The sequence below is a fragment of the Allorhizobium pseudoryzae genome, assembly GCF_011046245.1.
Lineage (GTDB): Bacteria > Pseudomonadota > Alphaproteobacteria > Rhizobiales > Rhizobiaceae > Neorhizobium > Neorhizobium pseudoryzae.
On record NZ_CP049245.1, the window covers coordinates 123969 to 150797 of the forward strand.

Annotated in this window: 24 protein-coding genes and 5 pseudogenes; 11 read left to right on the forward strand and 18 right to left on the reverse strand. The window is 58.1% G+C overall.

Translation table 11 applies throughout. The features are described from left to right. Nucleotides 1-46 precede the first annotated feature (46 nt). Nucleotides 47-1501, forward strand: a complete 1455-nt coding sequence (locus tag G6N78_RS25195; protein ID WP_165225755.1) for an NAD-dependent succinate-semialdehyde dehydrogenase — start codon at nt 47-49, stop codon at nt 1499-1501. A gap of 234 nt (nt 1502-1735) precedes the next feature. Here the strand turns inward: G6N78_RS25195 and G6N78_RS25200 are convergent, their stop codons facing one another. The 5 genes and pseudogenes from G6N78_RS25200 to G6N78_RS25220 all read right to left on the reverse strand — a co-directional run. Then, nucleotides 1736-2338, reverse strand: a complete 603-nt coding sequence (locus G6N78_RS25200; RefSeq protein ID WP_165225758.1) for a YecA/YgfB family protein — start codon at nt 2336-2338, stop codon at nt 1736-1738. After that, nucleotides 2335-3907 (reverse strand): annotated as a pseudogene (gene tnpC, locus G6N78_RS25205) (IS66 family transposase). Before tnpC (G6N78_RS25205) ends, G6N78_RS25200 begins: the two are co-directional and overlap by 4 nt. A gap of 49 nt (nt 3908-3956) precedes the next feature. Then, nucleotides 3957-4310 carry an IS66 family insertion sequence element accessory protein TnpB gene (tnpB, locus tag G6N78_RS25210; RefSeq protein WP_165225761.1) on the reverse strand — a complete coding sequence of 118 codons (354 nt, stop codon included), beginning with the start codon at nt 4308-4310 and terminating at the stop codon, nt 3957-3959. After that, nucleotides 4307-4759, reverse strand: coding sequence for an IS66-like element accessory protein TnpA (gene tnpA, locus G6N78_RS25215; protein WP_234906114.1), 453 nt, complete (start codon nt 4757-4759; stop codon nt 4307-4309). The genes tnpB (G6N78_RS25210) and tnpA (G6N78_RS25215) overlap by 4 nt, the downstream gene beginning before the upstream one ends. A 91-nt stretch (nt 4760-4850) precedes the next feature. After that, nucleotides 4851-5180 (reverse strand): annotated as a pseudogene (locus G6N78_RS25220) (IS110 family transposase); the annotation flags it as partial. A 66-nt stretch (nt 5181-5246) separates the two neighbouring features. Here G6N78_RS25220 and G6N78_RS25225 point away from each other — a divergent pair. After that, a pseudogene (locus G6N78_RS25225) lies at nt 5247-5801 on the forward strand (IS66 family transposase); the annotation flags it as partial. Between the two features lie 12 nt (nt 5802-5813). Here the strand turns inward: G6N78_RS25225 and tnpC (G6N78_RS25230) are convergent. From tnpC (G6N78_RS25230) to G6N78_RS25245, 4 genes and pseudogenes are all read right to left on the reverse strand, one after another. Continuing rightward, nucleotides 5814-6698, reverse strand: a pseudogene (gene tnpC, locus G6N78_RS25230) (IS66 family transposase); the annotation flags it as partial. Nucleotides 6699-6746: 48 nt separating this feature from the next. Continuing rightward, nucleotides 6747-7103, reverse strand: coding sequence for an IS66 family insertion sequence element accessory protein TnpB (gene tnpB / locus G6N78_RS25235; RefSeq protein ID WP_165225767.1), 357 nt, complete (start codon nt 7101-7103; stop codon nt 6747-6749). Then, nucleotides 7100-7570 carry an IS66-like element accessory protein TnpA gene (gene tnpA, locus G6N78_RS25240; protein ID WP_165225769.1) on the reverse strand — a complete coding sequence of 157 codons (471 nt, stop codon included), beginning with the start codon at nt 7568-7570 and terminating at the stop codon, nt 7100-7102. The genes tnpB (G6N78_RS25235) and tnpA (G6N78_RS25240) overlap by 4 nt, the downstream gene beginning before the upstream one ends. 165 nt (nt 7571-7735) lie before the next feature. Continuing rightward, a pseudogene (locus G6N78_RS25245) lies at nt 7736-8653 on the reverse strand (nucleotidyltransferase and HEPN domain-containing protein). A gap of 436 nt (nt 8654-9089) precedes the next feature. Between G6N78_RS25245 and G6N78_RS25250 the strand changes: the two are divergent. After that, complete coding sequence (locus G6N78_RS25250) at nt 9090-9287, forward strand: Y4oE-related protein (RefSeq protein WP_165225772.1); 198 nt, start codon at nt 9090-9092, stop codon at nt 9285-9287. Nucleotides 9288-9294: 7 nt separating this feature from the next. Here G6N78_RS25250 and G6N78_RS25255 read toward each other — a convergent pair whose 3' ends face one another. From G6N78_RS25255 to G6N78_RS25275, 5 genes are all read right to left on the reverse strand, one after another. Next, on the reverse strand, nt 9295-10002 hold the full coding sequence (locus G6N78_RS25255; protein ID WP_165225775.1) for a winged helix-turn-helix transcriptional regulator: 708 nt from the start codon (nt 10000-10002) through the stop codon (nt 9295-9297). Nucleotides 10003-10015: 13 nt separating this feature from the next. Continuing rightward, a complete protein-coding gene (locus G6N78_RS25260) occupies nt 10016-10798 on the reverse strand; it encodes an SDR family NAD(P)-dependent oxidoreductase (RefSeq protein WP_165225778.1) in 783 nt (260 codons plus the stop codon). Continuing rightward, nucleotides 10795-12510: an acetolactate synthase catalytic subunit gene (locus G6N78_RS25265; RefSeq protein ID WP_165225781.1), complete on the reverse strand. Its 1716-nt coding sequence runs from the start codon at nt 12508-12510 to the stop codon at nt 10795-10797. Before G6N78_RS25265 ends, G6N78_RS25260 begins: the two co-directional genes overlap by 4 nt. After that, complete coding sequence (locus tag G6N78_RS25270; protein ID WP_370691556.1) at nt 12507-13796, reverse strand: aspartate aminotransferase family protein; 1290 nt, start codon at nt 13794-13796, stop codon at nt 12507-12509. Before G6N78_RS25270 ends, G6N78_RS25265 begins: the two co-directional genes overlap by 4 nt. A gap of 160 nt (nt 13797-13956) precedes the next feature. Continuing rightward, a complete protein-coding gene (locus G6N78_RS25275) occupies nt 13957-14640 on the reverse strand; it encodes a GntR family transcriptional regulator (RefSeq protein ID WP_165225787.1) in 684 nt (227 codons plus the stop codon). A 191-nt stretch (nt 14641-14831) separates the two neighbouring features. Here G6N78_RS25275 and G6N78_RS25280 point away from each other — a divergent pair, with 191 nt between their 5' ends. The 8 genes from G6N78_RS25280 (at nt 14832) to G6N78_RS25315 (ending at nt 23129) form a co-directional block, all read left to right on the forward strand. Next, a complete protein-coding gene (locus G6N78_RS25280; protein WP_234906115.1) occupies nt 14832-15962 on the forward strand; it encodes an ABC transporter ATP-binding protein in 1131 nt (376 codons plus the stop codon). Continuing rightward, complete coding sequence (locus G6N78_RS25285) at nt 15959-16852, forward strand: ABC transporter permease (RefSeq protein WP_234906116.1); 894 nt, start codon at nt 15959-15961, stop codon at nt 16850-16852. Before G6N78_RS25280 ends, G6N78_RS25285 begins: the two co-directional genes overlap by 4 nt. A 64-nt stretch (nt 16853-16916) precedes the next feature. Then, a complete protein-coding gene (locus tag G6N78_RS25290) occupies nt 16917-17723 on the forward strand; it encodes an ABC transporter permease (protein ID WP_234906117.1) in 807 nt (268 codons plus the stop codon). A 47-nt stretch (nt 17724-17770) separates the two neighbouring features. Then, on the forward strand, nt 17771-18778 hold the full coding sequence (locus tag G6N78_RS25295) for an ABC transporter substrate-binding protein (RefSeq protein ID WP_234906132.1): 1008 nt from the start codon (nt 17771-17773) through the stop codon (nt 18776-18778). Nucleotides 18779-18870: 92 nt separating this feature from the next. Further along, nucleotides 18871-19563 (forward strand): winged helix-turn-helix domain-containing protein, encoded by a 693-nt coding sequence (locus G6N78_RS25300; RefSeq protein ID WP_165225799.1) that lies wholly within the window; start codon nt 18871-18873, stop codon nt 19561-19563. 119 nt (nt 19564-19682) lie between these two features. Continuing rightward, nucleotides 19683-20942, forward strand: a complete 1260-nt coding sequence (locus G6N78_RS25305) for an aminotransferase class I/II-fold pyridoxal phosphate-dependent enzyme (protein WP_165225802.1) — start codon at nt 19683-19685, stop codon at nt 20940-20942. Beyond that, a complete protein-coding gene (locus G6N78_RS25310; protein ID WP_165225805.1) occupies nt 20939-21670 on the forward strand; it encodes a LuxR family transcriptional regulator in 732 nt (243 codons plus the stop codon). Before G6N78_RS25305 ends, G6N78_RS25310 begins: the two co-directional genes overlap by 4 nt. Before the next feature lie 226 nt (nt 21671-21896). Next, nucleotides 21897-23129 carry a GNAT family N-acetyltransferase gene (locus tag G6N78_RS25315; protein ID WP_165225808.1) on the forward strand — a complete coding sequence of 411 codons (1233 nt, stop codon included), beginning with the start codon at nt 21897-21899 and terminating at the stop codon, nt 23127-23129. Between the two features lie 434 nt (nt 23130-23563). Here G6N78_RS25315 and trbI read toward each other — a convergent pair whose 3' ends face one another. The 4 genes from trbI to G6N78_RS25335 are packed head-to-tail and all read right to left on the reverse strand — an operon-like array spanning nt 23564 to nt 26809. After that, nucleotides 23564-24862 carry an IncP-type conjugal transfer protein TrbI gene (gene trbI, locus G6N78_RS25320; RefSeq protein ID WP_165225811.1) on the reverse strand — a complete coding sequence of 433 codons (1299 nt, stop codon included), beginning with the start codon at nt 24860-24862 and terminating at the stop codon, nt 23564-23566. 14 nt (nt 24863-24876) lie between these two features. Further along, nucleotides 24877-25314: a conjugal transfer protein TrbH gene (trbH, locus tag G6N78_RS25325; RefSeq protein ID WP_165225814.1), complete on the reverse strand. Its 438-nt coding sequence runs from the start codon at nt 25312-25314 to the stop codon at nt 24877-24879. Nucleotides 25315-25317: 3 nt separating this feature from the next. Further along, nucleotides 25318-26130, reverse strand: a complete 813-nt coding sequence (gene trbG / locus G6N78_RS25330; protein WP_165225817.1) for a P-type conjugative transfer protein TrbG — start codon at nt 26128-26130, stop codon at nt 25318-25320. A gap of 16 nt (nt 26131-26146) precedes the next feature. Then, on the reverse strand, nt 26147-26809 hold the full coding sequence (locus G6N78_RS25335) for a conjugal transfer protein TrbF (RefSeq protein ID WP_165225820.1): 663 nt from the start codon (nt 26807-26809) through the stop codon (nt 26147-26149). Between the last annotated feature and the right edge of the window lie 20 nt (nt 26810-26829).

Below are 26829 nucleotides of genomic sequence, written 5' to 3' on the forward strand. Positions count from 1 at the left end.
ATAATAAATGATGTTCAATATATTGAACTTTCGGTATGGAGGCAAGATGCTACGGCTCAAAAACAGGAATTTATTACGCAACCTATGTCTCATCGACGGTGAATGGGTGGGCGCATCAAGCGGTCGCACGATGATGGTCACGGATCCGGCTGACGCGACGGGTTTGACATCCGTCTCCTGCCTCGACCCTCAAGAGATCGAAGTTGCCGTTGCCGCCGCGAGGCGGGCGTTTGAAGCGTGGAGCAGATTGGCGGCGAAGGAGCGCTCTCAGATCTTGCGTCGTTGGTTTGATCTTGTGCTCGTCAATGCTGACGATCTCGCTGCAATCATCACGGCCGAACAGGGAAAACCCTTGGCGGAAGCCCGCGCTGAAGTCGTGTATGCAGCGTCATTTCTGGAATGGTTCGCAGAAGAGGGAAAACGGATTTACGGAGATACCATCCCTGCTCCAACCGCTGACAAACGTCTGATCGTTCTCAAGCAGCCGATTGGAGTGTGCGCAGCGATCACCCCATGGAATTTCCCAGCCGCGATGATCACGCGAAAGGTGGCCCCAGCGCTTGCTGCCGGTTGCCCGATGATTGTCAAGCCCGCTGAGCAAACGCCACTTACAGCCCTGGCGCTTGGATATCTGGCAGATCAGGCGGGTGTTCCCGCTGGCGTTCTCCAGATTGTAACCGGCGATGCAAGGCAGATCGGTGGGATCCTCACCTCAAGCGAGGTCATTCGCAAACTATCTTTCACCGGGTCCACGCAGGTCGGTCGCATTTTGATGTCTCAGTCGGCACCAACCATCAAGAAGCTCTCGCTGGAGCTGGGCGGAAACGCCCCTTTCATCGTATTTGATGACGCGGATCTGGACGCCGCAGTCGAGGGTGCAATTGCCTCAAAGTACCGCAACGCCGGTCAAACATGCGTCTGCTCCAACCGTCTTTATGTCCAGTCGGGCGTCTACATGACCTTCGCCCGAAAACTCGCCGACCGCGTGCGCCAGCTCCACGTTGGGCGTGGGTATGATGAAGGGATCTTGATCGGACCGTTGATCGATATGGATGCGGTCGCCAAGGTCGAGGCCCATTTGGCTGACGCTGTATCCAAAGGTGGCAAAGTCATCGTTGGCGGACAACGCCACGCTCTCGGTGGTGCGTTTTTCGAGCCGACAGTTCTCATCAATGCAAATCGGGACATGTTGCTGGCTCGCGAGGAAACCTTTGGCCCTGTCGCGCCTCTTTTTCGTTTCGAAACCGAGCAAGAGGCCATCACAATGGCAAACGACACCGAATTCGGATTGGCCGCCTATTTTTACACGGAAAACGCTCGCCGCACCTGGCGGGTCGCCGAAGCATTGGAGTACGGTATGGTGGGCCATAACACCGGACTTATTTCGAACGAGGTTGCTCCTTTCGGAGGGGTGAAGCAGTCCGGTCTTGGACGAGAGGGCTCGCGTTATGGCATCGAAGAATATCTTGAACTCAAGTACATTTGCTCTGCAATTCAATAAGGAGTTGAGCGGCCGATGTCGGTTGCTGTTAAGGCCAAGCGCCCTCTTTTTCGTCGCGCAAGCAGAAAGCAGCTATGGCTCTAGAAGGTGCGCATGGTACTGTTGCATGTAACATAAGCATATCTGAACCCTTCTAATTGTAACCGTTTCGAACGCTCCACGGCCCATCTGTGTTGACGTTGTCGGATTGATGCTGCCGGTGGCGTTATTGCGAGGCTGAAGCCTTTTGGGTGCCTATGGATCGTTTGCCGGTGCTGCGGGATTGTAGCGCATCGGCTTGCAATGAGCATAAATCTGCTCGACCGCAAACGGGATTGCGCGCCATGCATCCTTGAGCAGGTCCGGCGAAGGCTTTGGGAATGCCATCGAGATCATTTCGGCCAAGTCGGGTCTTGTGGACTGAATGAGAAGGCTCATGAGGGGCTCGCCGGTCTGCTTCTCAGCAAACAGAGGTTCCCATTCCTGCGGGTTCAGGGTGATGGCACCGAGGAAGCCATCAGCCCAATGGCCGGCAAGCACGTCGTCTTCGTCTGTGCGCATCAGGACCGGCGCATAGCGACCCGGTGTCGTCAGTTGATGGGCGACCAGATTGTAATGATCGACGATCGTATCGATGACCGCCTGGGTCCTGGTTCCGATGAAGGCTCTTTTCTCGTGCTCGCCGATGACATGGAACATCCAGTCGTTCGGCAACAGGAAGACGGGGCCGACCGCCAGGCCGGTCAGGAAACCGTTCAGCATGGACACACCGTTGCAAGGTGGTTCTGGTTCAGCCTTGTCGAACCAGACTTCCAACTGCTCAAGCGACATCGGTTTTGCACGCTTGGGCCGCTTCACGCTGCGATCGCCCTGTTCATATCGGCATGTTCCCGTTTCCAATTCCAAGGTAGGCAGCGCTCAAGGGACGTCGACTTTATCTCGCCGGATACCAGGCGCTCAAGCACGTCATTGAGCCACGTGTAGGGATCGACATCATTCAATTTGGCTGTGGTCAGCAAGGATCCAAGAATGGACCAGGTCTCAGCCCCACCATCACTGCCGGCAAACAGACTGTTGACGCGCCCAAGTGCAATCCCACGCATGGTGCGCTCGACGGTATTGGAATCCACCTCCAGCCGACCATCGTCGAGAAAGAGCGTCAGCCCGGACCAGAGCCCAAGCGTGTACTTGATGGCAGATGCCACAGGATCCTTGGCTGATATGTCGTTCAGCGTATCCATCAACAGCGTCTTGAGACCCGCCATCAGGCCTTTGGTGGTCGCCTGGCGAACAGCTTGCCGATGCTCGGCGCTCGTGCCGCGGATCCTGGCCTCGATCGCATAGATCTCCGCAAGCCGCTCGATCACCGTCCTGGCCACATCCGACTTGTACTTCTTGTAGACATCGACAAACTTGCGACGCGCATGGGCCAGGCAATAGGCAAGCGTAATCGAACCCGCCTTGCGACCAGGTCGGGTCAGGCTCTTGTAAGCCTTGTAGGCATCGACCTGCAAAAGCCCATGGTAGTTCGCCAGTTGCGACTGGATCTCGCCCTTTCCGCGACCCTGCGCGAAGACATAGGCAACAGCCGGATAGGCCGGCCCGTTCCATGGGCGATCATCCACCGCATGGGCCCAGAACTGGCAGACTTTGGTGCGCCTTCTGTCCCGCCTGAGAACCGGCATTCGGGTTTCGTCCACAAACACCCGGCAATGGCTATGAATGTAGGCCAGCAATTTGTCATAGAGCGATTTTAGCCACCAGGCCGAGCGCTTCACCCACCCGCAAAGGGTCGATGTGTCCAAACGGACCCCCTGTCCTTTGAGCATCTGGACCTGGCGATGAAGCGGCAGATACCAGGCATAGCGCCAAACCACGACATTGCTGATCATGGCGGTCGTTGCCAGTCCACCGTCAAACAGACGCGGCCTGGCTTTGGCCTGAACGATCCCGGCTTCACAGGCCCGGCAAGCATATTTTTGGCCGCACCGTGCGCAGGACATAAAGCGTGGCCGGGCGAGACGCGAGCGCCTCGCTCTCGTCTTCTCCAATCCGATGCAGCCGCCCATGGCAGCAGGCGCAGTCCAGGGATGGAGGCTCGATGACCTCAACGACACGCTCGAGATGATCAGGCAGAGCGCCGATGTTGCGGCGCGGCTTTGACGAGGCGCTAGCCTTGCGTTGGGACCTGACAGGCTCCGGGTCCCCGTCGCATAAGCTGGCCTCGGCTATTAGCTCTTCGTCTCCGAGATCGAGACGGGCCTGGCCGTCGAGAACGGCCAGTGATGTCTCGGATTTCTGCCTGTACGGCTGGGCGTTGGCGGCCTTCAACAGCGCGTGCAGACGCTCGATTTCAGCGTCTCTTTCCAGGATCATGCCGACCAGAATGTCAGGATCCCGAGGCAGGTGTTGGCCACGATTGAGCATGACGAACACTAGCTGAGAAGGCCGCATTTGTCCATGAATTACAACAGGATCAGGCTATCTTTGTCGGGCGTTTGACTGGTTTCTGATCCACCTTTGTCCAGTCGAGACCATCTAACAGAAGCGCCGTTTCGCTCGCACTGAGATGAACGGCGCCGTCGCGAACAGGAGGCCATGTGAAGTGACGATCTTCCAAGATCTTCGTTAGCAGGACCATGCCACTGCCATCCCATACCACGATCTTCAATCGGTCGCTGCGCTTGCTGCGGAAGATGTAGATGTCGCCTGAGTACGGGTTGGCTCCCAGCGTCGTCGATACCAATGCCGCAAGGGAGTTGATGCCTTTTCTAAAATCAACCGGTCTGGACGCGATCAAAATCCGCAACCCCGATCGCAACGAGATCAAGCCGAGCCCCGCAACGCGCTGAACACCGTTCGCAGCGCTCGCTCGTCAACGCTGCATTCGATGAGAACACTGGCGCCACCGACGTCAACGCGCATCGTCAACCGCTCGTCTGTACGGGCCACCGGCTCCTCGTCATCACGTGTTACGACCGGCACAAATCGCATCTCCTGCTCGTCCGAGACCCGCTCGCGGGCGCAGCGGCGCCAGTAGTGAAGCAAGCCCTGGCTGACACCATGCTCGCGCGCCACCGCGGCGATATTGGCGCCAGGCATAAAACTCGCCGCCGTGATCCTGGCCTTGTCTTCCACAGTCCATCGCCGCCGTTGGTTGCCGCCAATGATCACTTCGACACGACGGGCTGACCTTCCCGATCTGTCCGAACTATCTTGCGCATGATGCTGATGACCATCATCAGCATCATGCAAAACAAACCTCTCATCGTCCGACACCCGCATAACCTCAACATTGCAGTATTCAACAGACGGCAATTATGCGCGATCCGGAATCCGTGTTGAATGTGGGGCGCTCGAAACGGTTACGAACAAATCGCATCGTTGGACGCGTCACTGCCTCGCAAATCGCTTCGGCATCAGCGGCATCATTCTTGTTCGTCTTGACGTAGGGGCGAACATATTGAGCTGGGATCAGACGGACGTCGTGGCCGATGTCACGCAGCAGCCTGGCCCAAAAATGTGAGCCGGGGCAGGCTTCCAGAGCGACGAGCGATTTTGGAAGCGCGCGGAAAAAGACCTCGACCTCTTCACGCTTAAGCCTCCTTCGAATGACCGCCTTCCCGGCAGAATCTGCGCCGTGAACTTGAAAGACGGACTTTGCAATATCGAGACCAACAACACTGACTTGAGCTTCCATGTGAACCTCCTGGTTGATACGCCTCCATCATCCTTCGAGGCGGGCTCCGGCGGAAGGGGGCGTCCATACCATCATGTCAGGCGCAAGTTTTACGAACTGCATGTCGCGGGGATCAATCAGGCAGCGACTGCCTCGGTGAAGGCAATGAGCGAGCTGTGGAAGGTTGAGGACGAGATCCGCGGAAAGAGTGCCGACATCCGCGCGGCCCTCAGACAAGAGCGGTCTGCAGCCATTATCGCCAATCTTTTTGATATCTGGGAACGGGAACTGGCGAAGGTCTCTGGCAAGTCCAAGACTGCCGAAGCGATCCGCTATGCAATGACCCGCCGGCAATCTCTTGAGCTCTTTCTTCAAGACGGCCGCATTGAGATCGACTCCAACATCGTTGAGCGTGCAATCCGCCCACAAACCATCACGCGCAAAAACAGTCTGTTTGCCGGAAGCGAAGGCGGCGGCAACACGTGGGCTACGATCGCCACCCTTCTGCAGACAGCCAAAATGAATAACGTCGATCCGCTCGCCTGGCTGACACAGACGCTCATTCGGATGGCCAACGGATGGCCCGCGCACGATATCGAAGCTCTCATGCCCTGGAACTTCACGTCAGACGTGGCCGGCTGACCGCTTACACAACAGCTGCCCCTCGACCTCGCGAGCGCTACGGCTTTCGGCAAAAGTATAGGCCACCGCCGGCGGCGCCGGAACATTCCATGGGCAATCGTCGACCGCTTGCGCCCATAACTGGCAGACCTTGGTTCGTTTGCGCCCCGGATCGAGCTGCGGAAGCGGCGTCTCATCACAGAACACCCTCGGCTGCGAGCGGATGAAGGCGGTCAGCGCGTCGTAGAGAAGCTCAATCCACCAAGCGACCCGCGTGACCCAGGCGCCGAGCGTGCCGCGATCAATGATGACGCCGCAGGAGGCAAGCATCTGGGCTTGACGATGAGGCGGCAGATGCCAGGCAAACTTCGAAACAGCGACATGGGCAGCGAATGCCGTGGTCACCATGCCGCCATCCATCACGCGTGCCGGCGCTGGCGCTTGCACAACACCACTCTCGCAGGCCCGGCATGCATAGCGTGGCCGGATCGTCCGTTTCACCCGGACAACCGCCGGCACGATGTCGAGCGCCTCGCTGACATCCGTGCCGATGCAATGCAGTTCGAATGAGCAGCAGGGGCAGACCTTACTCTCCGGCTCGATGACCTCGTCATAACGCGGAAGGTGCTTGGGCAAGTGGCCGATGTTGCGCGCTGGCGATCGCCGTGCCGGTGCTGTCCGGTCAGCCACGGGGGCAACATCGTCATTGGCCGCAACGGGAATGTCGCTGAGCTCACCCAGGTCGAGCATCGCCTGTGTCGGATCGACCGCCGCCATCTTCTCCGACTTCGGACCAAAGAGCTGGCCTTCCAGGAAGGCAACACGCGCCTTGAGGTCGGCATTCTCTTCGTCGAGGAAGAGAATGATCCGGGTCAATTGCGCGGCATCCTGAGGTAAGGGATCGGGTCGAAGTGGCATGAAAGACCCTACCATATAGGTGCGAATCTTCAAGCAAAACCAATAGGATCAACCTACTTTTAAGGGCCTCTTCACTGTGTTTCGCTTCACCCTTGTCCAGTCAATACCGGCCAGCAAAAGCGAGAACTCTTCGCGCGTCATCTGCATGGAGCCATCGCGGATCGGGGGCCAAATGAACTTGCCAGCCTCAAGCCACTTCGTCGCCAGGATCATGCCGGATCCATCCCAATAAATGCAGCGAAGTCGATCAAGACGCTTGGCGCGGAACACGAACACGTCGCCGCAATAGGGATCAGCCGCAAGTGCTGATGCCACCAATGCCACCAGGCCATTCATGCCGCGCCGGAAGTCGACAGGTTGCGTCGCAACCATGATCTTCACTCCGCCAGGGGAAAGACCGATCAACAGCGACCCCGCAACGCCGTCACGACCGCTTGCGCCAACTCGGGCGCCACCGAGCCGATCATGGTCAGGCGTGCGCCGGCAATCTCGATTTCAATCCAACCTGCGGCGAAGTCGGCGGCATCCGACGGCAAGTGTTCGGGCGACGTTCGATCGCCAACCACGGTCACAGGCACGAACATCGGCTGCTGCGCGCAGACATTGGCCGAACGACGAGAGGTCAGCCCGGCATCCCGACGCCAAACATTCAGCAATCCGCGATTGACGCCCCAGCGCCGAGCAACGGCCGAGATGTTCACATCAGGTTCTGCGCTTTCCGCAAGGATGCGCGCCTTCTCCTCGGCAGTCCAGTTCCGTCGCTGGCGACGACCGGTGATAACCTCGATCCGACGATATTTTCCCTCATGCCTGGCTTCATGCATGCCTTCATCCATGACTTCAAGCATGGCATCAGCGCGGTCTCCAACCATCCCGTTCCGCTCCTGTAGATGAAGGAGCATATCTCGCGGCCTTGGTCAGAAAAGCAAAGGTGGGATGTTCGTCGCGCTCACGACTGATCCAGTCGCTTGGTCATGAATGTATAGTTGTCGCCCCGTCATTGAAGCCGAGGTAGCTTGGCGACCGGGTCACTGTCGTTACGCAACTGCAGCCTGTGATTGTCGTAGTTGAACGATATACTCTTCACAAGTTTTTTGGACCTGCGCTAAAAGTACGTTGGTTCGCTCTCCCATCCATGTCAGCGCCTCTTCGCTGATCTCGAAGTGTTTCGAATAGCGAGCCTTAACATAGGCCTCGTTCAACGTGTTGAACCATGCGCGTTCCCGCTGCTGATCCCGTGGGAAAGCGTCCGCCAGCAGTCGGTCTCGCTCCTCGGCCATTGAGCTAAGGAACTTGATGTTGTGAGACGGCGGGGCATAGTTGGTAAGGGTGAGGAGCACGCACGAGTAGGCCTGCTCCAGCGCTTGGTGGATAAGAAAAGCAGCTTCTTTGATGCGCGCGCGGCCAAGTGCGTATTTGGCTGTATCGAAGAAGCCGCACGCAGTCGAGTAGCGATCTTCAAAATGCTCCCGTGCCACCCTCAAGCGCTCCTCCGGTGTCAGTGGCACAGGCTCTGCCAATGGCTCGTCATCCAGTTCGTAAAGAACGATGCCTTCCTTGCGGATGTCTGAGAAGAAATACTGCCCTTCCTTCAGGTAGGTGTTCACCTCGCGGCGGGAATGCACGATGAAGCTGACAGGGGTCTCGATCTGCGGATCGCGGATCAACCGATCTGCCGCCTTGTATCAGTAGGTGGCGTATTCGCAGAGCTTGCGGTTGTTGACGATGATGAGCAGGTCAAAGTCCGAACGATATCCCTTCATGGTGAAGGGCTCGTCCACCCAGCCGCCCTTGGCATAAGAGCCGAACAGGATGATCTTCAGGATGCGCCCGCGCTTCTTGAACCCAGCGGTTCCATCCTTCAGAGCGTCCTCGAATTCCTCGTGCAGGATCTCGACGGTTCGTGCGAGCTCTCTCTGCTTTTTCGGGGGGATGTGATCGAGTGATGATTTCATCATGAGCTATAAAAAATCGGCAATCCTGATGGTTGAAGGTGGCGGCTCAAGGCTGGCGAGGACGCCAAGGGGTTGGGTTCGGGTAATGATACATCAGTCGGCGCCGCGCCGGAACAACACTTTGCATTTTCTGCGGGTGAGAGGGGAGCCCCGTCCGGTGCGAGTGCAGTTTTGGACGTTTCAGCGCCTTTGCCATGTTGCCACAAAACGATCGCAGCATGAGCCGCAGATGCGGCCACCCTTTGGAGGTCGGTCATGACCGGGTTTTGTGACACCGCGCCAGTTTCGGGTTGAGCGGCTGAATTCGAGGCGCTATGATCTTTTCAGGTCAAGACCTACGCCAGGGACGGCTCGTCGTCTCTCCTTTGTGAGACGCGCTGCATCAACGTCCGGCGGTAAACCTCCTGATCTCTTCGCCGGACGCGAGGAGAGCACCATGGCGCATGACCTGAATTCAGCAGACATCGAACGCGGTTCGGACGCCGAAGATGCGGTCGTCCTCAAACTGGCGCATGAAATATTCGGTGCGGATGCTGTGACCGCCATTGCCTATTTTGGCATCGACGCCTGGTTTGAGGGGCGCGACGAGGACGTGGCGCGATGTGCGAGATTGGTGAAAGCCTGTGCGAACTGAGCGGCCGTCAGGTGGCGGTTGAATTGCCGGCTTGATCAACAGGTCTATCGCCGGCAGAAACACAGTAACCCGCCCCGCGCACCGTTCGGATCAGATCAGGACCATGCGCGCAAAGGCGCCGCCTGATCTCACCGATGTGGATGTCCACTGTCCGCGGCTCAACCGGCTGTTTCGTCTTCCAGCAAGCCTCGATCAATTCATCGCGGCCGCACACTCTGTCTGCACGCGCCATCAGATGCGCCAAAAGGCGAAACTGCAGGCCCGTCAACTGAACGGCTTTCCCGGACCGGCGGGCTGTGTGAGTCGCAAGATCAACTTCAACATCTTCGAAAACCAGCAAGTGGTCCGAGACCTCTTTGGTTCGATCGTGTCTCAGCGTGCGGAGAAACTCGAGCAATTGGATTGGCTTGAACGGGCGACGAAGGACAAGGGCCGATTTGAGACGTGGGTCTGGAGAGAGGTGGTCGTCGCGCGTGATGATCACCAGCGGGATAGCTGCGTCCCGGTGAGCCGCAACGCTGGCTTCAAACCACCCCGTCCGATCAGGCACTTCAAGCAGGATCGCATCCAATCCGTTATAGTCGAGAAAAGGGATCTGGGCCGTTCGGTGTCGCGGTGAGGGTGGCGCAACGGCTGCAAATCCTTCCGCCGCCAGCACATGCTGCAGCAGGACAAACAGTTGCGCATCCAACAGGCAAACCAGAACACGTCGCACCGGTTAGGCCTCCTCAAAGCGGGGTGAATTCTCCGCCATTCACGTCGATCACCGCGCCATTGACGAACCCGGCGTTTTCGGACACCAAATACCTCACCATGGATGCCACGTCCTCAGGAAGGCCCAATCGTCCCACCGGAATTCGGCTTATTGCATCCGGATTGTGCTGGCCGGCCTGGCCGCCTGTCATCTCCGTCACAATATGGCCAGGCGCAATCGTATTGATGGTCACCCCGGTGCCGGAGGCGGTGGCGATCAAGGATCTTGCAAGGCCGCTCAAACCGGCTTTCGATGCGGCATAGGCTGTCCCCGCAAGTCGCGGCACCGTGCGCGCCGCAATCGATCCAACGAAAACCACCCGGCCAAAGCGTCTTTCCATCATTTGTGGCAAAAGGGCCTGGCAGCACACCATCGCCCCCGTCAGGTTCGTTGCCAGCACCGCGTTCCATTCCTCAACCGAAAGCGCGTTGAAAGGCACAGCGGTCATCCCGTCTGCTATCTTCGGTGAAATGCCAGCCGAGTATACTAAGGTATCGATCGGGCCAAACCGCTCTGTAGTCTCTCCCACAATCTCGGCAATCTCTGCCTTGGAAGAAACGTCACCCGTCAAACCCAGGAATTTGGCGCCTGTCGTGTGCGTTCGCAGTTCTGCTTCCGCAGTGCGGATCTTCTCGCGACTGCGCCCGAAAAAGCCGACATGAAACCCGGCAGCGAGCAGCTGCTTGACGATGGCAAGGCCAATTCCCGACCCGCCGCCGCTCACCAATGCCACGCGCTGCCGGATCTCCTTCGTCATGCGGCCGAGTCCATTCCGGCAAAAAGCGACAGAGGCGGATGCGCTGCCGGATCAGCGATAACCTCGATCAAGCACGGCGCCTGCGAACTGATGGCCCCGTCAATCGCCGTTTGCAGTTGATCCGCCTGATCCACGCGAACTCCTTCGCATCCGCAGGCTTCCGCGATGCGCCAATGATCGACCGGCGCAAAATGGCAGGCGCTCGTATACCGCCCGAACTTCACCGTCTCGGCATCCTTTTGAAATCCGAGGATGCCGTTGTTCAGGACAATCGTGGTGACCGCGATGCCGTGGCGGATCATTGTCTCGATCTCTGCCCAGCTATGGGCAAATCCACCATCACCGACGACAGCAACCACAGGTCTATCCGGCTTTGCAAGCTTCGCACCCATGGCCAATGGGACACCCCATCCCAGTCCAGCGAGGCCCCGCGGCGTGACAAATTGTGGCCCTGCCTGGCGCGCCCGTAATTGACCGAGGATCCACATCGATGAGTAACTGGCATCGGCGACAGTGATCAGGCCCTTCTCAAGCCAAGGCTGTAATGCCTGCATCACCCGCTCCGGTCGGATCGGTGCCGCCTCCGATTGATAAACGTCGAGACGATCGGCCTCAAAGGACTTCCATGAGGCTTCGATATCCTGTTCGAGTTTGGGGCGCCGGGCGGCAGATCGTGTCAAATCGCGCTGCTTGAGGCATGTCACAAGCACCTCAATCGTTTCGCGGGCATCTCCAACCAGGCGTAAGGCTTCGTAATTGCGGCCGATCTCGCAAGGATCTGTGTCGATGTGGATGACCTTTGCCTGTCGCCCGATCTGTTTCCAGCTGTCCGTGCCGTTCTGATTGGTTCGGGTCCCGATCAACAGCACGACGTCCGCCTCCTTCACGAACCGGCTTGTGTGTCGCCCGAGCGATCTTGGACCCGTCAGCGATCCGATCACACCGAGCGATAACGGATGATCCTCGCTGACCGCACCCTTGCCCATGTTGGTTGTGCACACGGGAAGAGACGCGATGTCCTGCAGCGCGGCAAGCGCCTCGTACGCGCGTGCGCCATGGACACCGCCGCCCGCCACGACAACGGGTGCCCGGGCATTGGCAATCAGGTCAGCCGCTTCCTCCAGTGCTGCGCGCTGTGGCACCTGGCGATCAAGCGGCCATGCACCCAGATTGTGACGGCGCGAAAGCGAATCCTCAGGCATGGGTGCACGCAGCAGATCAGCCGGCAAGAGCAGAGCAACCGGGCCCGGACGCCCGGAGGCCGCCGCTGTAAAGGCCGCATCGATATAATCCTCGATACGGTGTTCCACACCGACGCGACGAACCCATTTGGTGCAGGCCTGGAAGAGGCCGATCTGGTCGATATCCTGGAAGGCGTTCTTATCCGTCTGATCGCGCTCCACATCCTGAACCAGCGCGAGCACAGGAATGCTCGCCTTCAACGCCTCCGCCAAGGGTGCCACCAGCAAGGTGGCCGCAGGGCCGTTCTGGGCGGCGACGACGCCGACCTTGCCAGACAGCCGCGCATAGCCATCCGCCATCGCACCGCCCATGTTTTCCTGCCGGTAGGAGATCTGCTGGATGCCTCCGGCCTCTGCCGCAAGAATGACGGCGGACGGCAGGCTCTGGGCAAAGATGAATTTCACCTCATGGCGCACCAGCGATTGGGCAACCCTTTCGGCAACTGTTTCCTGTCTTCCTTTAATGCTCATTGAGATGCTGCCTCCTGCCATTCCGGGTGTTCATCCAGAAAGTCATCGAAAACCGAAACGATCAGATCAATCTCCTGATGTCCCATCGGTGTCGATAGGCACGCCGCCGCGCCCATCGGCAGCAAGATGCCGTGTTCTCGGAAATGCCGGACCAGCGAACGCGATATTTCCCCTTGCTGCGCAGTCTCGACTGCGTCGGCATATCGGGTTGGAATGTCCGCCCTGGCGTGAATCCGAAATAGCGAAGCGGCTCCATTGACGCAGAACCGTGCGCCGTGTTTTCGCGCTACCTGCGCAAGCCTGTGCCGCAAGTCGTCGCCCAATGCCTCGAGACGCTGAAAGTCCGTCGCCTGAAGGGATTGCATGGCCGCAAGTCCCGCCACCATCGACAGGGGATTGGCAGAAAAAGTCCCACCTTGTGAGAGCCGGGTTGCTCCGTCGGAACTGCCGAACACCGACATGACATCCTGGCGTCCGCAAATGGCGCCGATGGGCAGGCCGCCGCCAATGATCTTCCCGGCCGTCACCAGGTCCGGGCAAAGCCCGTAGCGCGGCGATGCCCCCGAATATCCCTGGCGAAGATTTAGAACCTCGTCGGCGATAACGAGGATCCCGTGTTCAGCGGCCAGTCTAGACAGCCTCGCCAAAAAGCCAGGCTTAGGAGCCAGAAGGCCCGCCCGGCTGGGCATTGGATCAACCAGAATGGCGGCCAATCGCCCCGCATTCGAAATGATGAGGTCTTCTGTGGTTTCACCGTCATTGAAGTCCAGCAGGATGACATCATCGGCAACGGCTTGCGGCTGCCCTCCATAGCCGGGACTTGCCGCGCTGCCATTCCCCGGGTGACCGACTCTTCCATTTTGCCCCATCTCCGCCCAGTCATAGGCGCCATGATAGGCGCCGACAAAGCGGGCAATGGCCGGCTTTCCCGTAAATGTTCGCGCAGCCTTGATTGCGAACATGACCGCTTCTGTCCCCGTATTGACGAAACGAATGCGTTCGGCAGCACAGATCCGCTCCACCAGAAGTTCGGCTAGCGCGATCTCATGCGGTGTCGGATTGGCAAAGCAGGACCCCTCCCGCACTTGACGCAACACAGCATCGCTCACCGGTGCAAAGCAGTGGCCATGGATCAGCGTCGTGAAATTGTTGTTCAAGTCGAGGTAGCGCTTGCCATCGATGTCGGTCACATAGGCCCCCTCCCCCGAACGAATATAAATCGGATGGGGATCCCGTTCGATCGTTGCTCGCGTCACGCCAGCGGGAAATACCTTTTGGGCGCGCATATAATGTGGCGCCGAACGTAGGTTCGGTGGCGCCGCGGGGCGGCTTTGCATCGCGGTGGGCATGGCCTGACCTTCATCTGTTGCGGGGAAACCGGAACTTTGCACCGGCTTTGCATTTTGTTGCAACAAAAATTGGAATGGTCAACCCGGTGTGACAAAATTATCTGTGTCGCTGTCGTCTTTCTCCGATGGCTTTGCGTAACCGCCGGCTCCCCTCGCGGATGTCATTTTCGAACGCCGCGCGGAGCGCGTTGCCGTCGCGATCGGCGAGTGCTTCCATCGCCATTTCGTGATTTCTCACACCTTGTCGCTCCAGCGCGAACTCAGGATAAAGATCGTGAAAAGACGGTCCGACCCGCAGCCACTGCGTCTCGATCATGGCAACCAGATTGCGAAAGCCCGACAGTCGATAGACCAGGAAGTGAAACTCCTTGTTGTGGCTAAGTGCGTCCTCATATCGGCTCGCATCGAGCGCTGAATTTATAAGCATTTGAATAGATACAAGTTTATCGACATCCGCCGAAGTCGCTGATTTCACGGCCTGCTCCGCGGCAAGTCCTTCAAGCGCGATACGGACTGCTGTGATTTCGTGCAGATCCGCTTCCGTCAGAACCGGGACCACGACTGTCTTCGGTCCAGCGTAGGCGAGTGCCGCTTCAGCAGCCAGGCGGTTGATCGCGTCTCTGGCCGGTGTCGAACTCACGCCCAGCGTGTCGGCGACAAGGCGCACGGTCAACTTTGTTCCTGGCCTGTAGGTGCCGCGCATTAAACGGTCTTTCATCTCGTCGTAGGCGGCACTGCCGAGATTGCTCGGCATGTCGCTGCGCTCACCGGTTGCTGTCATTTGCTTTATCTGTCCTTAAGCGCGTTGACACATCCAATTTTTGATGCAACAAAAACTGAAGTGTGAAGTTTATGCAAAGATTTGTCGCATCAAACATAGCGCTTTGTACGACCACTGTCACCGCGGACCGCAAGGCTGCATCGCCCTTTGGGCCTTGCAGGCTGTCCGTTTGCGCGTGACCAACAAAACATGTGAGGGAACCAGATTTGATTGGTCAAACATTGAGCCTTTTCGGCGTTCAGAAACGCTATGGCCCGACTTGGGCCGTCCAGGATGCCAGCATTGACATTGCCGCCGGCGAGTTCGTTTCGATCGTCGGCCCCTCCGGATCCGGCAAGACCACCTTGTTGTCGATGATTGCCGGCTTCGAGGTGCCATCTGCCGGGACACTGCATGTCGGTCATGTCGATGTCACTCATATACCCGCCAATCGCCGAAACATCGGCATGGTGTTTCAACGTTATGCGCTCTTCCCTCACATGACCGTCCAGGCAAACGTCGAATTTCCCTTGCGAATGCGCGGGCTCAAGAGACGCTCAGACGCGCGAAGCAAGGTTGAGGCTCTTCTCGACCTCGTCCAGCTGCGCGCCCTTGCCGGGCGTTATCCCCATCAATTGTCCGGCGGTCAGCAGCAGCGCGTGGCCCTTGCCCGCGCGCTGGTGTTCGATCCACCGGTCATCCTCATGGATGAACCGCTCGGGGCACTGGACAAGAAGTTGCGTGGGGCCATGCAGATCGAGATCAAGCGCATGCAGGAGCGCTTGGGCGCCACTGTAATTTACGTCACTCATGACCAGGAAGAGGCATTGACCATGTCCGATCGGGTTGTCGTCATGCGCGACGGTCTGATTGAACAGCAAGGCACGCCTGCTGAGCTTTACCGATCCCCCGAAACAGCCTTCGTCGCCGACTTCATCGGCACCGTCAACTTCGTCCCCGCCCGGATCTATGCGGTGAACGCTCACGCGGTCTCTCTGGACGTCGCCGGCTGCGCGGCGCTTGTCGTGCCTTTCAAGAATCTTCGCGCCAAAGGTCTAGCGACAGGCGCAACATGCCGGCTTGCCATCAGACCCGAACATTTAACGCTCATTCCCTTCGAGACGACGGCTGACGGCGACCTCACTGGACGCCTCGAAACGGTTATCTTCCTCGGGGCCCATACGACCGCTTTGGTGCGACTTGATGATGCCGCATCGACCGTCGTCAGCGTGCAAATGAATGCCAGTGCGATCGATTTGCCCGCCAAAGGTGATCGGGTTGCGCTGCGATTTGCCGAACACATGCCACTTCTTTTTCCGCATGATGGCGAGGTGACGGCATGAGCTATCCGGCAATCTCTATCTCCCGTGACGGGATGCGGCGCCTCTTGCGCGGCAACTCGGCACGCCGCTACGCAATGTTGCCATCCATCATGCTGGTTGTCCCGCTTGCCGCGATCTTACTGGTCGCCTTCGTCTATCCGGTGGCGGGTCTGGTGAACATGAGCTTCAACAACGGGGCCGAAGCCTATCACCGCCTGATCAGCGAAAGCCTCTATCTGGACGTGTTGTGGACCACAGTCTCCTTGTCCTTTGCGGTGGCCGCTCTGTGCCTGCTCATCGGCTATCCGGTCGCCTATGCCATGGCGCAGGCAAGGCCGACAATTGCCACCGTTATTGCCGGCTGCGTGCTGGTTCCCCTTTGGACGTCGGTTTTGATCCGCTCTTACGCCTGGATCGTTCTCCTCCAGAGAAACGGTATTGCCAACGACATTATCCAGGCATTGGGGCTGTCGGACCAGCCGCTCAAGCTGCTCTACACGCAAGGCGCCGTGATCGTGGCCATGACGCATGTTCTCCTGCCCTTCGCAATTTTGCCAATCTACTCGACACTGAAGACTTTGCCTGTCGAGCTTCGCCGCGCGGCAGCATCCTTGGGTGCCAGTCCGATCCGTGCCTTTATCTTTGTCACACTTCCCTTGAGTTTGCCCGGGGTGTTTGCCGCAACAATCCTCACCTTCGTGCTGGCACTCGGTTTCTACATCACACCCGCCCTCGTTGGCGGACCCGGGTCAATGCTCATGGCAACGCTGATCGGTCAGCAGACAACTGTCTTGCTGGATTGGCCCTTCGCCGCAGCACTGTCCACCGTGCTTCTCGCACTGACCATCGCCATCGTTACGGTGTTTCGCCGTGCACTCATGTTCAGCAAAGGATTCAGCGGTGTATTTTGATCGATCCATGTCATCTTCGATGTCAGTCCAACAGCGCAGTCTCTGGAAAGCGAGACTGAACGCCTTGTCAACGCAACAATTCCTGGCCGGCGCGGTGCTCACGCTGATCCTCGTGTTTCTCTTGCTTCCAACCCTGATCATTCTTCCGATGTCCGTGAGCACGACATCATACCTGCAGTTTCCGCCCGAAGGGCTGACCTTACATTGGTATGAACAATACTTCTCTGATCCGGATTGGATGGCCGCGACCTGGTTTAGCCTTCGTGTTGCTCTGGCCACCTCTGTCCTGGCAACATTTATCGGAACGTTGACGGCTCTGGCGCTGTCGAAAGGCGATCTCCCCTTTGCCGGCGTTGTCCAGGCCATTTCGATCAGCCCCTTGATCGTGCCGCATGTCGTTTTGGGCGTTGCGCTTTATCTCGTCTTCTCGCCATTGCATCTGACGGGCACGTTCTTCGGCTTTCTCATCAGCCATACGGTCTTGTCCGTCCCGTTCGTCGTCATGTCGGTCACCTCTTCGCTCCAGCGTCTCGATCCTGCTCTGGAACTGGCTGCGCTCAACTGCGGCGCCAATCGCTTTCAGACATTCTGGCATGTCACCTTGCCGAACATCACCACCGGTATCGCGTCCGGTGCTGTGTTTGCATTCCTGGCATCCTTCGATGAGGCAACGGTGGCCTTCTTCATCTCGGACATCGGTGGGAAACCGATCGGTCGCAAGATGTTCGAAGACATCGACTTCAACCTGAGCCCGGTCATTGCCGCCGCATCCAGCGTTATCGTCATCGCCTCGCTTTGCCTCATCGGCCTCATGCATCTCGTCTCAACCGCCCGCATCAACAAAAAGCGCAAAGGAGAACAGCCGTCATGATCAACCTTTCAAAATTCTGGATCCGCGGACCCATCATTGCCTCGGTCATGTTCCTTGGCTCCAGTCTCTGCGCAAGTGCCAACGAACGCGTGGTGATTGCATCAACGGGCGGTGCCTATGATCGCGCCCTTCAAGAGGCATGGTTCGGGCCATTTTCTCAAGCAACCGGCATTGATGTCGTGGTGGTGTCAGCCACCAATGCGGAGATGCGAGCCAAGGCATCGGCGATGGTCAAATCCGGCAATGTCAGCTGGGACCTGTACCTCGATGGTGAAATTCAGGCTGCATCCGATGCCCATCGGCAGGTGACTGAAGACCTGAGCGAATTCTGCGCCCGCTTCAAGACCAATACCGATCTTGTCTCCAACGCCTGCGAGCCCGGCGGCGCGCTTTTGCAATCAACCGCAACCCTGCTGGCTTATCGCAAGAACGGGAAGCCTGAACCTCAATCATGGGCCGACATGTGGGACACCGAACGCTTTCCGGGCGGGCGGGCCTTTCCAAACTTCGACGATCCGTGGCGAGTCCTCGCCGCAGCGCTGTTGGCAGACGGCGTATCGCGCGACAACCTGTTTCCCCTGGACGTCGATCGCGCATTCCGGAAGCTCGACACAATCCGAGACCAGGTCACCGTCTGGTGGAAAACCGGGGACCAAAGCGTCCAGGGCTTTCGCAGCGGAGACTACGATCTCGGCCAGATCTGGCTGACACGAGCCAAAGCAATGCGCTCAGAAGGCCTGGATATCGGCTGGTCCTATAAAAATGCCTTCCTTGTGGGAGATCGCATCGCCCTCATCAAAAACGCGCCAAATCGGAAAAACGCTCTCAAGCTCATCGAATTTTGGCTGAGCAATCCGGAGGTTCAGGCAAGGGCCTGCGACATCCTATCGTGCACACCGCCCAGTACCGCGGCGATTGCGTTGATGTCTGATGAAGCCCGTCGCTCCATGCCTACCACGGATGACCTTCGCGACAGCATCATCGTCCCGGATGCCCAATGGATCAACGCCAACGCAGCCGACCTCTTGCAACGTTGGAATAGCTGGGTTCGCTAAAGACTGTCCGACTTGCCGCGACCGGGCCTGACCGGTTGCGGTGCCTCCTGGCCTTGAGGCCCGTCCCTGGACGACTTTCGAAGGAGCGGCGTATGTCCCAAAACGTCTTTCTCGTATCACAGGATGCCGAAATTTCCATTCTGCTTGCGCATGTGCTCACTGCGCATGGCTATGTGATGACCCCCTTGAGCATCACCGGAGAGCATAGCGAATTGTCCTGGACCGGCGCCGATGCCATCCTGCTTGATAGCCACAACACACTGGACGCCGCACTTGCCCTTTGCCGCACCATAAAAACCACGCAGACGTCGAAGGATATACCGATCATCGCGCTGATCCGTGCTTGCAACGAGCATCATTTTCTTGAATTCAAGCAGGCAGGCGTCAGCGAATGCCTCGTTCGACCGGTATCCCCCGAGGTCATTATCGCATGCCTTCGTCGCGTTCTTGATGCCGATACCCCTAAACTGACGGTTTCCCGCAAGAACGATGTCCTTGCGATCGGTGATATCAAACTCCACCGAAGCTCTCGTGCTCTTCTATCTGCCGGCTCCGTTTTCTACCTCAGTCCGACCGAATACCGCATTCTGACGCACCTGATGGCCAATGCGGGAAGGGTATCATCGCGGTCCGAACTTATTTCCGCTGCCTGGCCCAGCGGAATCCATGTCGAAGGACGCACAGTCGATGTACATGTCGGGCGGCTCAGGCGCCTGCTCGAACAAGCCTCCGGAGAAAAGATGATCCGGACGATCCGTTCAGCTGGCTTTATATTTGATGTTTGAACCTTGTCATTGATCGCGCAATATATGACAAAGATTCACAAAACCTTCTCAGCTGCTTCGTTGTCATAATCTGCCGTCTGGCGTGTCATCGCATTATTCCGAAGTGATGGAGTGGTGTGATGATAAACGCGTCCGACAGGCAGTTTCACGAGCAATCTCTTCAGTCTTTCCGCAATACCGGCACGATGATCGATGTCGCAGGCACCAGCTTCGATGCGGCTCATTTCCGGGGCATCATGGCGCTATATGCGGCGCCGGGTGTCGGTCGGTCCGTTCGTCTGGCCCATAATGGTCAAGACGCGATCGACTTTGTCCGGTGCTCGTATCTCGGTCTTGATAATCATCCGGCAATCGTTGAGGGCGCTGCAAAGGCGGTGTTGGACGACGGGACGCTTCATTGGTCGTGCGCGCGCACGCGTCTCAACTTTCGTCGTCTAGGGGACGTTGAGGATAAACTTTCCGATCTGTTCGGGGCCCGGGCCTTGACATTCACCACCGTGCTGGCCGCCAACATGAGCGCACTCCCCCTGATTGCGTCGGGGCATCTGACCGGTGGACAAAGGCCAGTCATGGTTTTTGATCGCCTCGCTCATGCAACCCTCGCCCATCATAAGGGGGTTGTCGCGCAGGAGACGCGCGTGGAAACAATCGCACATAACGATTTGGCTCGCCTCAAGGAGATCTGCCGCGACAATGCCCGGGTGGCTTATGTTTGCGATGGCATCTATTCCATGGGCGGCCAGGCTCCGATCGCAGCTTTGCGGGACCTGCAGAACCGTTACGGTCTGTTTTTGTATATTGATGATGCCCATGGTGTCTCTCTATTCGGACCTCAAGGCGAGGGGTACGCACGCAGCCAGATCAATGACATCGGTGACCGCACGATAATCGCCTCGTCTCTGGGAAAGGGTTTCGGCGCTTCGGGCGGCGTCCTGTTACTCGGGTCTGCCGGGCAGGAGCTTTTGTTCCGGCGCTTTGCGATTGCGCATGCGTTTTCCGCATCTTTGAACACCGCTGCACTTGGCGCTGTGGCTGCGTCCGCAAATATTCATCGTTCACCAGAGCTTGCCCTGCGGCAGAACCGTCTGGCGGCAAATGTCGCGCTCCTCGACGAACTCATTCCGAGCGACTTTGCGGGACAACCCTTCCCCATCCGAATGTTTCCGATCGGCGACGAACTGCTCACGATCAATACGGCGCGGGAGCTTCTCCAACGCGGCTTTTACGTTTCCGCCGTCTTTTTCCCGACCGTTGCCCGCGGCAAGGCGGGTCTGCGCGTCTGCCTAACCGCCGACCATACCGAAGAGCAGCTGCGTGGATTGGCCGGCGCCTTTGCTGACATCAATGCAGGTCTCATCGGAACCGACCCGTCGATATGACGATGACCTTGGGGAAAGATATGCTTGATGCCTTGCGCCTGCTCATCGATATGATCGACGCATCCGCTGACGAAACAATGATCCGGTATGCACTGCGGTCTTTCGTGCGCGCAAACGGCTTCAGCTACTTCGCCTATCTGCAGGCGGATGATGCTTCCTGCCAGTACATCACCAATTTTCCCGAGGACTGGTTGCGCATCTATCGATCAGATCGCTATGCGGTCATCGATCCGGTTCGGCGCCTCGCAAAGCTCAAGAAATCTCCCTTCCCCTGGCAAACATCCGATTGGGACGTTTCGGGGAAACCTTCCGAGCTTCGGAAATTTGCCGGTGATGCGAAACGCCACGGCGTACTTTTCGGCGTCACAATTCCGGCTGAGGGAAGCTTCGGCGCGCATCTGCAGCTTTCGTTCGTCGGCGGAGACAAGGATAAGGTCAGCGCAATTATCCAGGAGCAAGGCAAGGCACTGCAGGCCGTCTTGTCGATCCATTACCGTCTGCAACTCGTTCAGACGGCCGCCCGGTCCAAATCAATCCGTCGGCTTTCGCCTCGAGAGCTTTCGTGTCTGCGGTGGTCGATGAAGGGGAAATATGCCCACGAGATCGCCATCCTCGCTCACCTTACACCGCGCACGGTCCAGGCCTACCTCGACAGCGCGCGGCAAAAGCTCGGTGCTGCGAACATCCCGCACCTGATCTCACTCGCAAAAGATGCGGGTCTCATCTAGCGACCGAGCGGGGTAGAGCAACATCGAACCAGCCATGATGCCGGCCGCACGTTGCGATAGGCGCCAGGGTGGTCAGCATACGCAATCATTGATCATCCCCCGCCTTGACGACCGCGTCTGAAGCGAGAGATATCTGACAACAAGTTAGCGTTGTCGTGGAAACGCCTGCCAAATTCAGTGTAATCGCCCGTGTTCTATCGCCGGTGCAGTTCATAAAGTGGTCAGTATGCCAGAGTCACGGTTTGAAGCGTTGTGCCACGATGATCTGAACACGGTGACCGGTGTTTGGTCGGATTTGGAACGCTCCGGATTTGTGACGCCGTTTCAAAGCCTTCAGTGGATTGAAGTCCTTCTTCGAACTCTGGCAGGTCTTCCAAATACTAGGTTCTTCGTTGTGGAGGTGCGGGATCGTCATTCGCAGTCACCTTTGATGCTGCTGCCGATGTGCCTCGTTCAGCATCGGGGCTATCGTGTTGTGGAATTTGCGTCCTTCGACGTTTGTGATCTCAGCATGCCGGTTCTCGCCGGGAATGATGCTCTGGTTGATCCTAAGGATGCAGAATATCTGTGGCAGGCCGTTGTTTCGGTGCTGCCGCCTGCCGATCTCATTGAAATTACACAGATTCCCAAGCAGTATCGCGGTCGGGTCAATCCGCTTGCCTGCGTTCCGGGAACCGTGCCTGCATCTGTGTCGCGCTATGAAGCCAGCATAGAGGGCGACCCGGCCAAGATCGTAGAAGGGCTTGCCAACAGTCAGACCCGTCGCATCCTCAAGACGTCAAACCGTCGGCTGAGTGAACGTGGCACCGTTCGCTTTGCCGTTGCCGAGACGCGCGAAGATCTCGACCAATTGTTTCCCGTCATGTTGGCCCAGCGTCAAGAGCGTTTCCTCGAGCTGGGTCGTTATGACCTTTTGACGCGCTCTGATATCCAAACCTTCTACGACAGTGCAGTGCGCTCCAGTCTCTCCACCGATGGTCTCGCAAGAATGTGGGCGCTGTTCGTCAATGACGAACCCATTGCCACATGCCTCGGCCTGGTGCACAAGCAGAGCTTTACCTTACTTATCATCACAATGGCCGGCGGATCTTGGGCGTCCTGTTCGCCCGGCATCGCACTTCTGTCGAGGATCATTCAATGGTCTGCAGAGCAGGGGCTGACACGCATCGACTTTTCCGTCAGCGACGCCTCGTACAAGACCGGACTTGGCGGCCGTCCAGAAGCGATGCTGGAACTGAAACTGCCGGTGACAACGGTAGGACGAACTGTGCATGCCGTTGGACGTTCACTTGATGACCTGAAAGCTCGACTAAAGGCGCACCCCGTCTTATTCGCGTTCGCCCGAAAACTCGTACGGTCCGCCAGGCGTAGTGGGCGACGGATCGGCACTCTTCGGCTCCAATATAAAGGACCAACCCATGTCATTTGGTTCAATATATTGATGCCGTTCTGCCTCTAGTGGAGGCATAAAGGCCAAGCCCGCACTCTCGTGTGAAACCCGCCGACGTTGGTAACAAGGGTGAACTGACGAAAGTCGGTGGCCATAAGTGGCACCGTTCAGGACTGGACGCTTTCACATTCGATACGGACGGCCATCTTAGATAGGACGTCTATACGGTCTCGTCGCTGCGTCCCGGGTGATGCAAGGTCGACATTCCTTTTGACTCGAAAGTGTTTCCTCCTGTGAAGGAAGCTTGCCCAATATCCGGTGTAGTTTTGTTATTCGGACCTTGACAGGCGGGGAAGGCTGCTTTTGCGCGGATGTCTGCCAGCAGGCATGGACCATATGTATGGGCGCTGCAGGTACCTTGATTGCAGCCTTGGACGGTCCCACGGGATCTGTGGCGGGGCTCAATCACCCGTCAAGAACCCTCTCGGCGCGTGAGTGACTTTCTAGTTTCGATACGCAGCTGGGAAGATAATATCCTGATCAACCAACACGTTGAACTGGAAGCCTGGCCGGATCCTGATCGTTGGCTGCACATTGAGATTTTTTGAAATTGTCTGCTCGGCCACCCGACCAAAGCTCTCGGCAAAATTTCGCCGCGCGGCATCAGATGCTGTATCCTGCGTGGCCAAGGTCGAACTCCCGGGCAAGGACATGTCAATCCCCGTGCCGATTATCGCCACGAGAGCGGCAGACCCGAATGTCCGCCAGAGATGGCGATCGACCTTGTCTCTGAACCCGCCATAGCCTTCGGCATCCGTGCCGGACATGCCGCCGATCTGAAGCGTCGAGCCATTTGGGAAGATCAGGTCGGTCCAGACGACCAACACGCGCTCCTGTCCAAAAGAGAGCTTGGAATCGTAGCGACCAAACAGCTTGGCGCCCTGAGGGATAAGCAGCCGGTAGCCGGTTGCGCTGTCGTAAACGTTCTGGCTGACCTGCGCCGAAATCCTGCCGGGAAGATCGGAGTTCAGGCCCGTGATCATCGTGGCAGGAATGACGGATCCACGCTTCAACTCATAGCGCGAGAATTGCCGCACCACTTGGTTCGGTAAGTAGCCAAGCTCCTTGATGTCCTGGTTGAAAAACTCCTCCTTTGAGCTCTGGTCATTTTGATCGACACTCTCGCCGAGCAAGCCGGATTTCATTGCCGCGCTATAGAGATCGGATGCACTGTGCGTTGTGGCGTTTGGCAATGGGCGGGCGTCGCCTCTCGTTTCAGAGGTGCTCCTTTGGATCTCGGAGACGTCTACCTTGAGCGGAGAATCAAGGGCCGTCGCGCGCGCCTGCAGGCGCGCCATCCTCTGACGCTGCGCTTCGCGGAGAATCTGCTCGTCCTGTTCCCGTTTCAGCCGCGCCTTCCACTCGGCTTCCGGTTCGAGTCGAGATCGCCTTTCCCTGTGGACCTCATTCTGTCGCTCCACGGCGGTCTCTCTTACCGGCTCGCGCTCGACAAGGGTCGGCGTCGGTTGAAACACCTCACGACTCTCCGGCTCGCCGATGATCCCGTCCGACACACCTCGCTTCAGCTGATCGCCAAATGTTGTCGCCGGTGACGCGGAGGTGCTGTCGCGCTCGTTTCCACGGTTGAAGGAAAGACCGCGCCACGACAGGCCGACGATCACGATGCCGAAGAACAATACGATGATGACGATCACGACAACAATCGGCAGGCGATTGAGGCGTCGCATGCTTTGTTGATCGTCAGCATTACCCGCTGTCCCGAGCTGGAGCGATTGAACCATGGTCTCCCCTCCCCTCAGTTTCGCTGCATGATCGAAAGTGGACTGGCCGGCGTTGCGCCCGTGGATGTTGCGGTATAGGCACGCCCGAGCGCGAAGGCCGGTGTGCTGACACGCGCCAGGACATGTCCGTCGAAGCTGTCGATCGACCACTCGATTTGCACCGGTTTGTGATCCTTGGGCACCTTGCCGTCGACGATGACCGTGTATCCCCATCCCTTCAGCGCGGCCTCAAGGGCAGCGGCATACTCGGATGTATCCTTGGCCATTTTCAGTGTTGTTGTGCCAGTCTGCCCGACCTGTTCGGCAAGCCGGCCAGCCATGTCGCCAGCGATCGCACTTGCGCTGGCACCCGTGACCGCAATCGGTGTGGAACTTGTCATCAGCGTCTCATCTGCAGTCTGGCAACCGGAAAGGATGGCAGTGATTATGACGGTGGCGATGGTCTTCTTCATCAGTCAACCTCCCCGCCGGATCGTGATTTTCTGCTGACGCCAACCAGTCCCGGACACAAGCACGCCCTTGTCGATGGCGTAGTCGACAATCATCATGTCGTTCTTCATGCGGTAGTTGACGATACGATTCCGGCCGCCGCTGACCACGAACAGCACTGGAGCGTCCTGCCCGGAAATAGATCGGGGAAACTGGATGTAGGTTTTGGTTCCGTCGGAATAGACGCGCTTCGGCCGCCACGAGGCGTGACCACTGACCGAATAGGAGAAGTTCAGTTTGTCCGGAGCAGTTCCGGGAATTCCTCCGGTCTCGAGCCGGGCATTGATGTCGGCCAGCTTGGTAGACACATCTTCCGGGTACTCAAACCCGATCCTCGCCATGTACTGACTGGGGTGGGATTTGAGCTGAATGTGGTAAGTCCGCCTTGACGTCGTAACGACCATGGACGTGACGAGACCTGCCTCGGACGGTTTCACGATCAGGTGGATCGCCTGCCCACCGGTTGCTCCCGACGTTGCCGGTTCGACTTTCCAACGGACGGTGTCACCGACAAGCACATCGCGGACGATCTCGCCGCCTTGCAGCTCGATGTCGCAGACCTGAAGCGGCGAGCACACTACGGAGGGCTGGGTCTCGCCGAAGAGAAAGATCACTTTCCCGTCTGGTCCGGTCGTCACCAGACCTGGCGTTCCCCGCCACTTCCGCGAGATGTTGGTCCCCTTCACCTCGTTCGACGTCATGCTCTGTGCGACTGCGCAATCCGCAAGGACGAGTCCTGCCATGCAGCCGACGGCCGCGATCAATCCTGTTCTGTGCATGTGAATTCCCCTGCCCTTAAAGCTGCGCGGTCCAGTCGAAGTCCTGGACATAAAGACCGATCGGATTGAGACGGATGATCGCCTCGTCCTGTGGCGCGGTCAGCGCGACCGTCGCGATGCCACGAAACCGCCTTGTGCCGGTCTCCTTGCCCTTGCGGTCGCGTTCATACTCGGTCCAGTCGATCTGATAGGTCTGGTTGGAGAGCGCGACGATGTTGTTGACCTCGATGGCGACGGTCGATGTCTTGGCCTTTTCGAACGGCGAGTTGCCGCGGAACCAGGCATTAATCTTCTGGGTCGCGGGATCGGATGTCCTGAGAAGCGCATAGGTCCGGTCGATATATTGCTTCTGCACGACAGCGTCGGGCGTGATCGACTTCAGGCTGGTGATGAAGTTGCCGAGGCTCGCGCGGACAACGCGGGCGTCGGCATACTCGATTTGCTGGGGGAAGCCGGCCGTTGCCGACGTCCCAAGCTTGTCGACCTCGACGATGTAGGGCACGAGCTTGACCTGCGTGCTGAGATACAGGGCATAGGTGAAGCCGATCACGGCCATGGAAAGTCCGAGAATGCCGACGATCCGCCACGCGCGCGCGGCCTGGACGTAGGATCCATATCGTTCCGTCCATTCCTGCCGCGCGGCAAGGTAGGGACTGTCGGGCGGCCGGTTTGCTGCCATCGCGTGTCGCCTTTCTGATG